The sequence below is a fragment of the Duganella sp. 3397 genome (assembly GCF_031456625.1).
Classification (GTDB): domain Bacteria; phylum Pseudomonadota; class Gammaproteobacteria; order Burkholderiales; family Burkholderiaceae_D; genus Rugamonas; species Rugamonas phyllosphaerae.
The window spans coordinates 495108-508991 of the sequence record NZ_JAVDVB010000002.1; the positions used below are offsets into that span (position 1 = coordinate 495108).

A 13884-nucleotide genomic window follows, 5' to 3' on the forward strand; every position below is an offset into this window, starting at 1 on the left:
CGCTCATGCCAGCCATCCTGCTCGAAGTCTGTGTCGATCAACTTGCCGGTCTGGCCGCCGCCGTCGCCGGGGGGGCCGACCGCATCGAATTGTGTTCGTGGCTGGCACTGGGCGGTCTCTCGCCCAAACAGGAGCTGCTGCAACTGGCCGGCGCCAGCCCGGTGCCGGTGGTGGCGCGGATCCGCCCGCGCGGCGGCGACTTCTGCTTCGATGCGGTCGAGGTGCAGATCATGCTCAACGATATCGACGCGGCCGCGCACGCCGGTTTGCAAGGCGTCTCGCTCGGCGCCACGCTGCGCGACGGCCGACTCGACCAGGCTACGCTGGCGCGCCTGGTAGCGCGGGCCCGCGACCACGGCCTGGCGTGCACCCTGCACCGCGCCATCGACATCAACCCCGACCTGGCGCAGGCCACCCGGCTGGCGATCGACCTAGGTTTCGAACGCATCCTCACGTCCGGCGGCGCGCCAGCCGCCGGCCAGGGTATCAACGGCCTGCTGCGTTGCTTCGATGCGGCGGCGGGCCGCATTGCCATCATGCCCGGCGCCGGCATCGACGCCGCCAACACCGCCCGCCTGCGCGAAAAATTGCCGCTCACCGAGGTGCACGCGTCCTGTTCGCTGCCGGCGCCAGGCACCGCTGAGGGGCGCGCCACCAGCATCGCCAAGGTGGCGGCGCTGGTGCAAGCATTGCGCTGATCGGTGGCCTGTCCCACAGACAAATCCTGCGCCGACGCCTAATATTGGCAGAGGCGATGCGCTCCGTCACCATCGCACCGCATCGGAGAAACCGGCATGCAATCGACCCACTGGTTCATCCTCATCGGCTTGCTGATGCTGGCGCGCGGCATGGCCGCCACCACCATCTCGCGTTCACCGTTCACATCTGCCATCGTCTATCTTGGCGTGGGCCTGGTGCTCGGCCCAACGGTCCTGAACCTGTTTCACTTCGAACCCACCGAGGAATCGGGCGTGCTGGAAGTGCTCACCGAGGTTGCTATCCTCATCTCGCTGTTCTCGGCCGGGATCAAGATGCCGGTGCCGTTCAGGCGCGCCAACTGGGATGCGCCGCTGCGCCTGGCCTGGATCTCGATGATCTTCACGGTGGTGCTGGTGGCTGCGTTTGGTTTCTTCGTGCTGGGACTGCCCGTGGGTGCTGCGATTCTTTTGGGCGGCATCCTGGCGCCGACCGACCCGGTGCTGGCCACCGACGTGCAGATCCGCCACGCCGGCGACACCGACCGCCTGCGCTTTACCCTTACCTGCGAGGCCGGCATGAACGACGGCAGCGCCGCGCCGTTCGTTTTCCTCGGCCTGGGCGTGCTGGGGCTGGACGAAACGGCCGGACAGCCCTGGCGCTGGCTGTTCGTCGATGTGTTCTGGGCCGCGCTCGCTGCGGTGGCGATCGGGGTGTTATTCGGCGCCGTCACCGCGCGCCTGACCTGGCGCCTGCGCATGATCAAGCCGCGCCACGACATCATGGACGACCTGGTGGGGCTGGGGCTGATCGCGGTGGCCTACGGCGTCGCCACGCTGGTGCACGCGTGGGGCTTCCTGGCGGTGTTCTTTGCCGCCGTGGCGCTGCGCCAGAACGAGTTGATGATGGCCGGCGCACCCAAAGACCAGGAAGGATTGCTGGAGCCCGATACCGGCAAGTCGCAGGTGGCCCTCGACAGTGACAGCAACGAAGCGCCGATGACCGTCAGCACCGAATCGCTGGTCTTCAAGGAGCACCTGGAACGGCTGTCGGAACTGACGTTGGTGGTCCTGCTGGGCGGGATGATTTCGCTGCAGGAGATCAGCTGGCAGGCCGTGTTCATGGCCGCCTTCCTGTTCTTTGTCGCGCGTCCCCTTGCCGTGTTCCTGGGCCTGGCCGGCAGCGCCGCGCCGCTGCGCCTCAAGGCGATGACCGCGTGGTTCGGCATCCGCGGCATCGGTTCGATCTACTACCTGGTGTTCGCCATCGAGGCGGGCCTGGCGCCCGACCTGGCCGCGCAACTGACCAACATCGTGCTGTTTACGATCATGCTTTCCATCGTGGTGCACGGCTTGAGCGTCAAGCCGCTGATGAATACCGTGTGGCGCGAATAGACCCGCAGTTAGCTCTTATATGCCTTCCAGGCTGAGCGCGCGGACCGCACTCCTGAGCGACATGTAGAGCTGCGTGCGTTGTTCCGGCGTCATGTCGGGGAACATGCGCAGTTCCACCGCGCGTACTTTGCCGTCGCACTGCCCCAGGATCGCGTGGCCCGCCGGCGTGAGCTGGATCTGGATGATGCGGCCATGCGAAGGATCGGGCGAGCGCTCGATCCAGCCTTTCGCCTCCATCTGCTTGACCATTTCGTTGGCCGACTGCGGCGACACCATGGTGCGCGTGGCCAGTTGCGCGTTCGAGAGCGCGCCCTGGGCCCGGAATACCGATAGCGCGGTGTACTGCGGCACCGTCACGCCAGCCGGCGCGCAGCAGTCGCGCAGGCGTTTGCCCAGCACGTGATCGAGCCGGCCCACCAGGTAGGCAAGGCCCAGCGGCCTGGAATCGTCGGAAGGGTTCGGAGCGTGTTCAACCATGGCGATAAAATTTTCTTGTAATTCGGAAGACGTGAGTATAGTATAAGTTCCATATCAGGCAGCCTGATACTGCAACATTAAACCTACACTGGAGAACAACATGTCGAAATACGCAGCGCGCTGGGAAACCGTCAAAGTGGACGTGGAGGCCGGCATCGGCTGGATCACCCTCAATCGCCCCGACAAGCGCAATGCCATGAGCCCCACGCTCAACCGCGAAATGATCGACGTCCTCGAGACCCTGGAACTGGACGAGGACGCGCAAGTGATCGTGCTGACCGGCGCCGGCGATGCCTGGACCGCCGGCATGGACCTCAAGGAGTACTTCCGCGAAAACGACGGCAAGCCCGAAATTTTCCAGGAGCGCCTGCGCCGCGATTGCTCGCAGTGGCAATGGAAGCTGCTGCGCATGTACGCCAAGCCCACCATCGCCATGGTCAACGGCTGGTGTTTCGGCGGCGCATTCTCGCCGCTGGTCGCCTGCGACCTGGCCATTGCCGCTGACGAAGCAGTGTTCGGCCTGTCCGAAATCAACTGGGGCATCCCGCCCGGTAACCTGGTCAGCAAGGCCGTTGCCGACACCATGGGCCACCGCCAGGCGCTCCACTACATCATGACCGGCGACACCTTCACCGGCCAGGAAGCGGCGGCCATGGGCTTGATCAACAAGAGCGTGCCACGCGCCCAGCTGCGCGACGAAGTGACTGCGCTGGCCAACAAGCTGCTGGAAAAAGCGCCGGTGGTGCTGCGCATCGCCAAGAACGGCTTCAAGCGCTGCCGGGAACTCAATTGGGACCAGAACGAGGACTACCTGTACGCCAAGGTCGACCAGTCGAACTACCGCGACCCGGAAAAAGGCCGCGCCCAGGGCCTCAAGCAGTTCCTCGACGATAAGACCATCAAGCCAGGTCTGCAAACGTTCAAACGTGGTTAAATTCTAAAAAAATAACAAAGGAGACAACCATGTTCGATATCGACCTGCTCATCGGCGGCAGCACCCACGCCGCCCAGGACAACGCCACCTTCGAGCGCCGCAACCCGGCCAGCGGCGAAGTCGTTACCCGCGCCGCTGCCGCCCAATTGGCTGACGTGGACAAGGCCGTCAAGGCGGCCAGCGACGCCTTCCCCGCCTGGTCTGCGCTCAACCCCGGCGCGCGCCGCACGCTGCTGCTCAAGGCCGCCGACGCCATGGAAAACCTGCGCGCCGAGTTCGTCGCGCGCGCCGTGGCCGAAGCGGGCGGCAGCCCGATGTGGTACCAGTTCAATGTGACGCTGGCCGCCAACATGCTGCGCGAAGCAGCATCCATGACTACCCAGATCAGCGGCGAAATCATTCCGTCCGACGTGCCAGGCTCGCTGGCCATGGGCGTGCGCCAGGCTGCCGGCGTGGTGGTGGGCATCGCGCCGTGGAATGCACCGATCATCCTCGGCACCCGCTCGATCGCCATGCCGCTCGCCTGCGGCAACACGGTGATCTTCAAGGCGTCGGAACTGTGCCCCGGCCTGCACCGCCTGATCGGCACGGTGTTCGAGCAGGCCGGGTTCCCGGCGGGCGTGGTCAACGTGATCACCAATGCCCCGGCCGACGCGCCGGCCGTGGTCGAACGACTGATCGCCGCGCCTGCCGTGCGACGCGTGAACTTTACCGGCTCGACCAACGTGGGCCGCATCATTGCCCAGCATTGCGCCAGGCACCTGAAACCGGTGCTGCTCGAACTGGGCGGCAAGAACCCGCTGCTGGTGCTGGATGACGCCGACCTCGATGAAGCGGTGGAAGCTGCAGCATTCAGCGCCTTCTTCAACCAGGGCCAGATCTGCATGTCCGCCGACCGCATCCTGGTCGACAACAAGGTCGCCAGCGCGTTCCTCGACAAGCTGGCTACCAAGACCGCGACACTCAAGGCGGCCCACGCCGATGCACCGCTGACCGGCATGATCGACGCCGCCGCGGCTACCCGCGTGGCCGCCATGCTCGATGATGCGCGCCAGCGCGGCGCTACCGTGACCCAGTCGTCCAGCGCGGTGGCAGGCAACCTGCTGCAACCGGCCATCGTCGATGGCGTCACGCCCGAAATGCGCGTGTACCAGGAAGAGTCGTTCGGCCCGATCGTCTCGATCCTGCGCTTCGACTCCGACGCAGAAGCGATCCGGCTGGCCAACGACAGCGAGTACGGCCTGTCATCGGCCGTGTTCAGCCGCGACATCGGCCGCGCCATGGCCGTGGCGCGCCAGATCGAATCGGGCATCTGCCACATCAACGGCCCCACCGTGCACGACGAGGCGCAGATGCCGTTCGGCGGCGTCAAAGGCAGCGGCTACGGGCGCTTTGGCGGCAAGGCGGCCATCGCCGAGTTCACGGAGCTGCGCTGGATCACGATCCAGACCACGCCCCGCCACTACCCGATCTGACAGGAGCTCCGCATGAATCAGTCTATCAATGCGGAGATGACCAGCGGAACAGTGAAACGGCGCCCGGTCAAACTGGGCAATCCCGAGATCGCAACCTGGCAGGACGACGGGTTGTGGCACGTGGACGCCGTCACGCCGCTGGACGCCTATCCGCCGCGCGTTACCGACCGCCTGGAATCGGGCGCCGCGCTGCATCCGGACCGCACCCTGGTTGCCCGCCGTGGGCTTGACGGCGAATGGATCCGTATCAGCTACGCGCAAATGCTGGACCGCGCGCGCCGCATCGGCCAGGCGCTGCTGGACCTGGGCCTGTCAGCCGAGCGGCCGCTGGTCATCCTGTCCGGCAACGACCTCGAACACTACCAGCTGGCGCTGGGCGCCATGTATGCCGGCGTGCCGTTCGCACCGGTGTCGCCGTCGTATTCGCTGGTGGCCACCGACTTTAACAAGCTGGCAGACATGCTGGAACGCCTGACGCCGGGCGCCATCTATGCCAGCGACGGCGCTGCGTTCAGCCGCGCCATCAACGCCGTACTGCCAGCGTTGCCGGACGACGTGCGGCTGGTGGTGGCGCAGGGCGAGGCGGCAGGACAGGCTGCCCTGAGTTTCGCCGCGTTGCTCGAGACCACGCCTGCTTCGGTGGCAGCGGCCCATGCGCAAGTGGGCGAACACACCATCGCCAAGTTCCTGTTCACGTCCGGCTCCACCAAGAAGCCGAAAGCCGTCATCACCACCCACGGCATGTTGTGCAGCAACCAGCAAATGCTGCTGCAAAGCTTCCCGTTCATGGGCGAGGAACCACCGGTGCTGGTGGACTGGCTGCCGTGGAACCACACCTTCGGGGGCAGCCACAACGTCGGCATGGCGCTCTACAACGGCGGCACCTTGTACCTGGACGACGGCAAGCCAACGCCGCGCGACTTTGGGGCCACGCTGCGCAACCTGGCCGAGATCGCGCCCACCATGTACTTCAACATCCCCAAGGGCTTCGAGATGCTGACCGACGCCATGGAGACCGACGCCAGGCTGTCCGCCAACTTCTTCTCGCGCGTGAAGCTGTTCCTGTGCGCGGGCGCCGGCCTGTCGCAGGCGGCGTGGGACCGGCTCGACCAGGCGGGGATTCGCCAGACCGGCGAATCGATCCGCATCATCACTGGCCTGGGCATGACCGAAACCTCGCCATCGTGCACGTTCGGCACCGGCGCCATCATCAAGGCCGGCTACGTCGGTGTGCCGGTGCCCGGCTGCAAAGTGAAGCTGGTGCCGGTGGGCGGCAAGCTGGAAGCGCGCTTCAAGGGTCCGCACGTGATGCCCGGCTATTGGCGCGCACCGGACCTGACGGCCGACGCCTTTGACGAGGAAGGCTATTACCGCACCGGCGATGCGCTGCGGTTCGCCGACCCGGAACGCCCGGAACTGGGCTTCATGTTCGACGGCCGCATTGCCGAAGACTTCAAGCTCGATACGGGCACGTTCGTCAGCGTAGGACCGCTGCGCGCGCGCGTGATCAGCGCAGCCACGCCGTACGTGCTCGACGCAGTGGTTACCGGCATCGACCGCAGCGCCATCGGCCTGCTGGTGTTCCCGCGCCTGGAGCACTGCCAGAACCTGGCCTGCCTGGGCGAAGGCGCTACTGCGGCCGAAGTGCTGGCCAGCGCGCCAGTACGCGAGTGGTTCCGGCAGCTACTGCAAAAGCTGAACCAGGACGCCAGCGGCTCGTCGATGCGCATCGACCGCCTCCTGCTGCAAGCGGAGCCTCCCTCGATCGATCACCGCGAGCTCACCGACAAGGGCTCGATCAACCAGGCGGCGGTGCTCACCCGCCGCGCCGCCATCGTCAACGCCTTGTATGAAGGGTCGGATCCACAAGTTATCACCGCTGCATAAACCAACTAAAACGACGGAGACAATATGAAAATCATCAAACTGGCCACCATCAGCATGACGGTAGGCGTGGCAATGCTGACCATGAATGCGGCAAGCGCGCAGGACACCATCAAGGTCGGCGTGATCGCCGCGCTGACCGGCCCGTTCGCCAACATCGGCAAGCCGTTCGAAGATGGCATCAAGACCTATATGCAGCAGTACGGCAGTACCGTGGCCGGTAAAAAAATCGAGATCATCTACCGCGACGACGGCGGCAGCAACGCCGACCTGTCCAAGCGCGCGGCGCAGGAACTGATTTCGCGGGACAAGGTGCAGTTCCTGGTCGGCTTCTCGCTTACGCCAAGTGCGCTGGCGGTGGCGCCCATCGCCACCAAGGCCAAGATCCCGATGATCGTCATGAACGCGGTCACCACCGGCATCACGTCGAAGTCGCCGTACATGCTGCGCACCAGCATGACCATGCACCAGATGACCGAACCGTTCGGCACCTGGTCGGGCCAGAACAAGGTGGGCAAGGTGTATACGCTGGTGAGCGACTACAGCACCGGCCACGACGCCGAGGCCAAGTTCGTCAAGGGTTTTACCGCTGCCGGCGGCAAGGTGGTGGGCTCGGCCCGTTCCCCGCTCGCCAACCCCGACTACTCGCCGTTCATCCAGCGTATCAAGGATGAGAAGCCGGACGCGCTGTTCTTCTTCGCGCCCGGCTCCGAGGACGGCACCGCGCTGCTGAAAGCCTTCAGCGACAAGGGGCTGGACAAGGCCGGCATCAAGTTCCTGGGCGTGGGCGACATGACCAGCGACTCGCCAACGCTGGAAGCGCTGGGTGACCGCGCGCTGGGCGCCATCACGGTACTGAACTACTCGACCGCGCTGGACAACCCGGCCAACAAGGCCTTCCTGGCCGCCTACGCCGCCGCCCTGCCCAACCGCCCGCCGCCGACCTTTGTGACCGTGGCCGCCTACGACACCATGGCCATGATTTACGAGACTGCGCGCAAGCTCAAGGGCGACGTCAACGGTGACGCAGCGGTCAAGGTCATGAGCGGCATGAAGCTCGACAGCCCGCGCGGCCCCATCAGCATCGACCCAGCCACCCGCGACATCGTGCAGAATATGTACATCCGCGAAGTGCGCAAGGTGAACGGCAAGCTGCAAAACCAGCCGATCGGCACATTGAAAGACGTACCGCCGCAGTAAATCCCCAGCAGTCGTCCACGCCAGGTCCGACGCAGCCACAGACGCTGCGCGGACCTGCTCGTCCCATTGTTTGACAAGAACCGAGGAGACACCATGCAACCCACGCTCAAACTATCCATCATCGCTCCCGGCCTGCTGCTGGCCGCCTGCTCCGGCAGCGGCTCCGGCCTGGGCGCAAGCACGCCCGCCGGGCCGGTCCTGCCGCAACTGGCCGCTGCCAGCGGCGCCACGCTGGCGTCGTGCACCGACCTGGCGACAAAAATCCGGCTGGCCAACACCACCATCACCGCCGCCAACGCCGTCGCCGCCGGTACGCTCACCATCGCCGGCAAGCCGGTGCCGGCGCACTGCCAGGTCACCGGCCGCATGTTCGACCGCGTGAGCACCGTCGATGGTCAGCGCTACGCGATCGGTTTCGAGATGCGCCTGCCCACCAACTGGAACGGCCGCTTCTTCTACCAGGCCAACGGCGGCCTCGATGGTTCGGTGGGCACCGCCACCGGCCCGGTGGGCGGCGGCGGGCCGCTCGACAGTGCGCTCAACCAGGGCTTCGCCGTGATCAGCTCCGACGCCGGCCACAGTGCGCCCACGCCGTTCTTCGGCGCCGACCCGCAGGCACGGCTCGATTACGGCTACCAGGCCGTGGGCAAGCTCACACCGATGGCCAAGAGCCTGATCGAAACCGCCTACGGCAAAAAGCCGGACCGCTCGTACATCGGCGGCTGCTCCAACGGCGGACGCCACGCGATGGTGGCTGCATCGCGCTACGCCGACCAGTACGACGGCGTATTGGTCGGCAATCCCGGCTACCGGCTGCCGCTGGCGGCAGTGGCCAATATCGCGGGCGGCAAGGCGTATGCAGGGCTTGCCACCACCGCCGGCGACCCGTCCACCGGTTTCACGGTCGCCGAGCGTACGCTGGTGTCCAACGCGGTGCTGGCCAAGTGCGACGCGCTTGACGGCGCCACCGATGGTTTGGTGCAGAACACCCAGGCCTGCCAGGCCGCGTTCGACCTCAATCGCGACGTGGCCACCTGCACCGGCGCGCGCGACGGCAGCTGCCTGAATGCGGCGCAAAAGACCACCATCGGCGGCCTGTTCGCCGGCGCCACCACCGCCAGCGGCGCCAGGATCTATGCCAGCTTCCCGTACGACGCGGGCCTGGCCACGAGCGACTGGGCCGGCTGGAAGTTCGGCAGCCCCGCCACGCGCGACGCCGGCGCCGTGGGCCTGGTATTCCAGGCGCCGCCGGAAAACGGCGCCACCTTCGACGGCGCGGCATTCGTGCGCGACGGCGACCTGGCCTCCATGCTGGCCAAGGTGGGCGCTACCAGCGGACTGTTTACGGAAAGCGCGCTGTCGTTCATGGTGCCGCCCAACCCGACCGACCTGTCCACGCTGAAAAATCGCGGCGCCAAGATGATGGTGTATCACGGCACCAGCGATCCTATCTTTTCCAGCGACGACAGCGCCGCCTGGTACGACGGCCTGCGTACCGCCAACGGCGGCGACGCATCCAACTTTGCGCGCTACTACCAGGTGGCAGGCATGAATCACTGCTCGGGCGGGCCTAGCGTCGACCAGTTCGACATGCTCACGCCGCTGGTGAACTGGGTGGAAAAAGGCGTGGCGCCCGACAGCGTGACCGCCAGCGCGCGCGGCGCCGGCAATGCCGGCGGGGTGAACGCCAGCGTGCCGGCGGCATGGTCGCCAACCCGCACCCGGCCATTGTGCCCGTACCCGAAAACCGCCAAGTACAAGGGCAGCGGCAGCATCGAGGATGCGGCAAACTTCAGTTGCGCTTGACGGGTCGGTTAGCTGGCTAACAGATTACCCCGGTGCCTACGGTCTATGCTGGATGCTCCACTTTCGGTAAAGGAAACATCATGACCAAGCGTATAGGCAACAAGCACATCGCCCAGCACCGGGGCAAAGACGAACGGCGCCTGATCAAGGCCAGCAACATCGCGGCGGAAGCCGTCAAAAAGGAAGCGGCACGGCTCAAGTACCGCAACTCGGTGAAAAACCAGCCGCCGGTTTGAGCCGCAAGTTTGAGCCGCAACGCTGAGATTCGTCATTCCCGCGCAGGCGGGAATCCAGTTTTGCGCGAACATTGTTGGCCCCGCGACAGCCAGCAGTGCTCAACGACATTGGATTCCCGCCTTCGCAGGAATGACGGTGGCAGTCGTTAACTCCCAGACATACGCCTCAAATATGGCGCCGTTCTGCTTTGCTGGTTCTTCGCCAGCTCCCCCGGCAACCCCGCAAACACGATCGCCCCGCCCTCCTCGCCCGCCCCCGGCCCTACGTCGATTACCCAGTCACTGGCCGCCAGCACCTGCATATTGTGCTCGACCAGCACTACCGTGTTCCCCGCATCGACCAGACAATGCAACTGCGTGAGCAGCAAATCGATATCGGACGGATGCAGCCCGGTGGTCGGTTCGTCGAGAACGTACAACGTATCGCCCCGGCTGGCGCGCTGCAATTCCGTCGCCAGCTTGATGCGCTGCGCCTCGCCGCCCGATAATTCGGTGGCCGGCTGCCCCAGTCGCAGGTAACCGAGTCCCACCGCGCGCAGCACGTCGAGCGCATGGCGCAACGGCGGCTGGTCGGCAAAGAAGTCCGCTGCCGCATTGACGGTGAGTTTCAATACCTCGGCGATATTGCGGTCGTTGTAGCGCACCGCCAGCGTTTCCGGGTTGTAGCGCGCTCCCTCGCATTCGGGGCACGGCGCATACACGCTCGGCAGGAACAGCAGTTCAACCATCACGAAACCTTCGCCGGCGCAGTTGGGGCAACGGCCCTTGGCGACGTTGAACGAGAAGCGACCGGCATCGAACTTGCGTGCACGCGCCGCGCGGGTGGCCGCAAAGAGCTTGCGCACATGGTCGAACAGGCCGGTGTAGGTGGCCAGGTTGGAGCGCGGGGTGCGGCCGATCGGCTTCTGATCGACCTGCACCAGGCGCCGCACGCCTTGCATGCCCTTCACGATACGACCCTTGAGTGGGCTTGCATCGGTGGCGTCGAGCATGGTATCGCCGCCTTCCGGCTCGGTATCGACAGTGTCCTGGCCCAGCTGCGCACGCACCAGCTGCACCAGCGCCTGGCTCACCAGGCTCGATTTGCCGGAGCCGGACACACCGCTCACGCACGTCATCACCCCTAGCGGAATATCGACATCGACGCCGCGCAGGTTGTTGCGTTCGATGCCGCGCAATTGCAGGGCGCCGGTTGCCGTGCGCGGCGCCCGGGGATCGCGTGCCATGCGCTCGAACAGGTAGCCGGCCGTACGCGATTCGGCCACGCCGCGCAGGCCTTCCGGCACGCCGCTATAAAGCACCTTGCCGCCCTGCTCGCCCGCCTGCGGTCCCACGTCGACGATCCAGTCGGCGTGGCGGATCACGTCCAGCGCATGTTCCACCACGAACAGCGAATTACCGGCAGCCTTCAGCCGGTCGAGCGCGCGCAATAGCGCTTCGGTGTCGGCCGGGTGCAGGCCAGCGGACGGTTCGTCGAGCACATACACCACCCCGAACAGCGACGAACGGACGGCAGTGGCCAGCCGCAAACGCTGCAGTTCTCCCGGCGACAAGGTTGGCGTGCCACGCTCCATGCTCAGGTAGCCAAGGCCCAGGTCCAGCAACACGCCAAGGCGCGCCAGCAGGTCCTCGGCAATACGCTGGGTGACGATGGCTTTCTCCGGGTGCTTTGCCGCGTCCTTTGCCTTGACCGCGCGGCCTTCCGCGTACGGCAGCAGCAGTTCGGCCAGGCGTTTTAACGGCAGCCGGCCGATCTCGGTGATGTCGTGTCCGCAGAACGTTACCGAAAGCGACTCGGTCCGCAGCCGCTTGCCATGGCAGGTCGGGCAGTCCATGCCCACCAGGTACTGCGCCACGCGCCTTTTCATGATCGCGCTCTCGGTGCCGGCAAAGGTTTGCAGCACGTACTTGCGCGCGCCGGTAAACGTACCCTGGTAGCTCGGGGTGTCCTTGCGCTTCAAGGCGCGCTTCGTTTCTGCCGGCGTCAGGCCGCCGTACACGGGCACCGTGGGCTGCTCATCGGTAAACAGTATCCAGTCGCGCGCTTTTTTCGGCAGGTCGCGCCACGGCGTATCGACGTCGTACCCGAGCGTGACCAGTATATCGCGCAAGTTCTGGCCGTGCCAGGCCGTGGGCCAGGCAGCGACAGCACGCTCGCGGATGGTGAGGCTGTCGTCGGGCACCATCGACTGCTCGGTCGCTTCGTACACCCGGCCCAGGCCGTGGCACTGCGGGCACGCGCCCTGCGGCGTGTTGGGCGAGAACGATTCGGCGTACAGCAGCTCCTGCCCCGCCGGGTAATCGCCGGCACGCGAGTACAACATGCGCATCGAATTCGACAACGTGGTCACGCTGCCCACCGACGAACGGGTGGTGGGCGCGCCGCGCTGCTGTTGCAGGGCCACGGCGGGTGGGAGGCCGTCGATGCTGTCCACCTCGGGCACGGCCATCTGGTGGAACAGCCGGCGCGCATACGGCGACACCGACTCCAGGTAGCGGCGCTGCGCTTCGGCGTACAGCGTGCCGAATGCGAGCGACGACTTGCCGGAGCCGGATACGCCGGTAAATACCACCAGCGCGTTACGCGGGATATCGACATCGACGTTTTTCAGATTATGTTCGCGCGCACCGCGCACGCGCACGTGACCGTTGTCGACGGCAGTGATACTTGGTTTGGACTTGGGCATGGCAACACTTCAAGGAAGATATGCCTGACATTATCGGCCAGTGGCCGGGCCGCTCTGGTTGAGCAGTGGGTCCCGGCGTACGGCAGCGAACATACGAGGTGGCATAAAGGCAAAAAGCACGCCCGTCCCGGATTCGCTTCACTTTTCGGGATGGCGTGCTAACCTGAAGTTTCTAGAGCGCTCATCATGGCCTCCAGAGCAAGGCGCAGCGACGAAGACAGTACGGCTGTCCGGCGAGGCGCTGCAACGCAGCTATGGAGGCTTTGTTAAGCGCTCCCACTAAGGGAGGAGATATGCCAGCTTCACACGACACTTATGTTCGCCGGCAGGGCTTGAAGAAGACTTACGATATCGAGTACACGGCGCTGCGCTACAAGATTTCACTGGGCGGTAAAGTCCTCAAGGACTACCGCCTGCCGCTGCAAGTGGGAGTGATCACCGATGCCGACGCCGTCTGGCAGAAGGCGGTCACCGATGTCGAGCACCTGCGCGGCATGAGGGAGAGCTAGTCAGCTCAGGCGGCAAGGCCCAGCCATACACCAGCCAGCGAAATGGCTGCGCCAGCGGCGCGCAGCCAGTTGCCACGCGCCTGTACCGCGCGCGCCAGTCCCAGGCCCGACGCGTGCAAAGCTGCGCTGGCCGCCACGAAACCGAGGCCGTACAGCAGGCCGCTGCCCATGGCGGGCATTTCCACGCCGTGCGCGTAACCGTGGCACAGCGCGAACACGCCTACCGCCAGCGCCGCCGGCGCCGTCTTGAGTTTCACGGCAAAGCCGATCAGGAGACCGAGCAGCAGCACCGATGTGACGATGCCCGCTTCGGCCATCGGCAAGACGAAGCCACTGGCGCCCAGCACACCGCCCATGGCCAGGAAGCCGACAAAACTGGCCGGCAGCAGCCACTGCGCGCGACCGCCGAGTTGCGCTGCCCACAGGCCCACGGCTACCATGGCCAGGATGTGATCGAGGCCGGTCAGCGGGTGCATCAGGCCGGCGACGGCGCCTTCGGCATGGCCCGGATGCGCCATGGCGCTGCCGCTGGCGGCCAGCGCCATGATGAAGAACAGTTTGCGTTTCGAATTCATGGTTTCCCCTT

Annotated in this window: 12 protein-coding genes; 9 read left to right on the forward strand and 3 right to left on the reverse strand. The window is 65.5% G+C overall.

Features of this window, described 5'->3' with window-relative positions; translation table 11 throughout:
- Nucleotides 1-5 precede the first annotated feature (5 nt).
- Together J2X54_RS06795 and J2X54_RS06800 are read left to right on the forward strand one after the other, a co-directional pair.
- Nucleotides 6-698, forward strand: a complete 693-nt coding sequence (locus tag J2X54_RS06795) for a copper homeostasis protein CutC (RefSeq protein WP_310179373.1) — start codon at nt 6-8, stop codon at nt 696-698.
- Nucleotides 699-794: 96 nt separating this feature from the next.
- Complete coding sequence (locus J2X54_RS06800) at nt 795-2090, forward strand: sodium:proton antiporter (protein ID WP_310179375.1); 1296 nt, start codon at nt 795-797, stop codon at nt 2088-2090.
- A gap of 15 nt (nt 2091-2105) precedes the next feature.
- Here J2X54_RS06800 and J2X54_RS06805 read toward each other — a convergent pair whose 3' ends face one another.
- Nucleotides 2106-2567, reverse strand: coding sequence for a MarR family transcriptional regulator (locus J2X54_RS06805; RefSeq protein ID WP_310179376.1), 462 nt, complete (start codon nt 2565-2567; stop codon nt 2106-2108).
- Between the two features lie 100 nt (nt 2568-2667).
- Here J2X54_RS06805 and J2X54_RS06810 point away from each other — a divergent pair, with 100 nt between their 5' ends.
- The 6 genes from J2X54_RS06810 to J2X54_RS06835 all read left to right on the forward strand — a co-directional run bounded on the left by J2X54_RS06810 (nt 2668) and on the right by J2X54_RS06835 (nt 10102).
- Nucleotides 2668-3501, forward strand: a complete 834-nt coding sequence (locus J2X54_RS06810; protein WP_070246900.1) for a p-hydroxycinnamoyl CoA hydratase/lyase — start codon at nt 2668-2670, stop codon at nt 3499-3501.
- A 29-nt stretch (nt 3502-3530) separates the two neighbouring features.
- Entirely contained in the window at nt 3531-4976 is a 1446-nt protein-coding gene (locus tag J2X54_RS06815; protein ID WP_310179379.1) for an aldehyde dehydrogenase, read from the forward strand.
- Nucleotides 4977-4988: 12 nt separating this feature from the next.
- On the forward strand, nt 4989-6863 hold the full coding sequence (locus J2X54_RS06820; RefSeq protein ID WP_310179382.1) for a feruloyl-CoA synthase: 1875 nt from the start codon (nt 4989-4991) through the stop codon (nt 6861-6863).
- 24 nt (nt 6864-6887) lie between these two features.
- Complete coding sequence (locus J2X54_RS06825; RefSeq protein ID WP_070246897.1) at nt 6888-8060, forward strand: ABC transporter substrate-binding protein; 1173 nt, start codon at nt 6888-6890, stop codon at nt 8058-8060.
- A 93-nt stretch (nt 8061-8153) separates the two neighbouring features.
- Nucleotides 8154-9866: a tannase/feruloyl esterase family alpha/beta hydrolase gene (locus J2X54_RS06830; protein ID WP_310179386.1), complete on the forward strand. Its 1713-nt coding sequence runs from the start codon at nt 8154-8156 to the stop codon at nt 9864-9866.
- Between the two features lie 80 nt (nt 9867-9946).
- Nucleotides 9947-10102 (forward strand): hypothetical protein, encoded by a 156-nt coding sequence (locus tag J2X54_RS06835; RefSeq protein ID WP_167359037.1) that lies wholly within the window; start codon nt 9947-9949, stop codon nt 10100-10102.
- Between the two features lie 146 nt (nt 10103-10248).
- On the opposite strand, the gene J2X54_RS06840 is transcribed toward J2X54_RS06835, so the two are convergent.
- Nucleotides 10249-12789 (reverse strand): excinuclease ABC subunit UvrA, encoded by a 2541-nt coding sequence (locus tag J2X54_RS06840; protein WP_310179389.1) that lies wholly within the window; start codon nt 12787-12789, stop codon nt 10249-10251.
- 293 nt (nt 12790-13082) lie between these two features.
- Here J2X54_RS06840 and J2X54_RS06845 point away from each other — a divergent pair, with 293 nt between their 5' ends.
- Nucleotides 13083-13298 (forward strand): hypothetical protein, encoded by a 216-nt coding sequence (locus tag J2X54_RS06845; protein WP_310179391.1) that lies wholly within the window; start codon nt 13083-13085, stop codon nt 13296-13298.
- Between the two features lie 5 nt (nt 13299-13303).
- On the opposite strand, the gene J2X54_RS06850 is transcribed toward J2X54_RS06845, so the two are convergent.
- The gene (locus J2X54_RS06850) at nt 13304-13873 is read right to left on the reverse strand and encodes a HupE/UreJ family protein (RefSeq protein WP_310179393.1); all 570 of its coding nucleotides are present in this window, start codon (nt 13871-13873) and stop codon (nt 13304-13306) included.
- Between the last annotated feature and the right edge of the window lie 11 nt (nt 13874-13884).

What these genes read in the sequence shown, in the direction of transcription:
- J2X54_RS06850 (WP_310179393.1), bottom strand. Translation starts at nt 13,873, where the DNA reads ATGAATTCGAAACGCAAACTGTTCTTCATCATGGCGCTGGCCGCCAGC.
- J2X54_RS06810 (WP_070246900.1), top strand. Translation starts at nt 2,668, where the DNA reads ATGTCGAAATACGCAGCGCGCTGGGAAACCGTCAAAGTGGACGTGGAG.
- J2X54_RS06845 (WP_310179391.1), top strand. Translation starts at nt 13,083, where the DNA reads ATGCCAGCTTCACACGACACTTATGTTCGCCGGCAGGGCTTGAAGAAG.
- J2X54_RS06825 (WP_070246897.1), top strand. Translation starts at nt 6,888, where the DNA reads ATGAAAATCATCAAACTGGCCACCATCAGCATGACGGTAGGCGTGGCA.
- J2X54_RS06800 (WP_310179375.1), top strand. Translation starts at nt 795, where the DNA reads ATGCAATCGACCCACTGGTTCATCCTCATCGGCTTGCTGATGCTGGCG.
- J2X54_RS06795 (WP_310179373.1), top strand. Translation starts at nt 6, where the DNA reads ATGCCAGCCATCCTGCTCGAAGTCTGTGTCGATCAACTTGCCGGTCTG.
- J2X54_RS06830 (WP_310179386.1), top strand. Translation starts at nt 8,154, where the DNA reads ATGCAACCCACGCTCAAACTATCCATCATCGCTCCCGGCCTGCTGCTG.
- J2X54_RS06835 (WP_167359037.1), top strand. Translation starts at nt 9,947, where the DNA reads ATGACCAAGCGTATAGGCAACAAGCACATCGCCCAGCACCGGGGCAAA.
- J2X54_RS06805 (WP_310179376.1), bottom strand. Translation starts at nt 2,567, where the DNA reads ATGGTTGAACACGCTCCGAACCCTTCCGACGATTCCAGGCCGCTGGGC.
- J2X54_RS06820 (WP_310179382.1), top strand. Translation starts at nt 4,989, where the DNA reads ATGAATCAGTCTATCAATGCGGAGATGACCAGCGGAACAGTGAAACGG.
- J2X54_RS06840 (WP_310179389.1), bottom strand. Translation starts at nt 12,789, where the DNA reads ATGCCCAAGTCCAAACCAAGTATCACTGCCGTCGACAACGGTCACGTG.
- J2X54_RS06815 (WP_310179379.1), top strand. Translation starts at nt 3,531, where the DNA reads ATGTTCGATATCGACCTGCTCATCGGCGGCAGCACCCACGCCGCCCAG.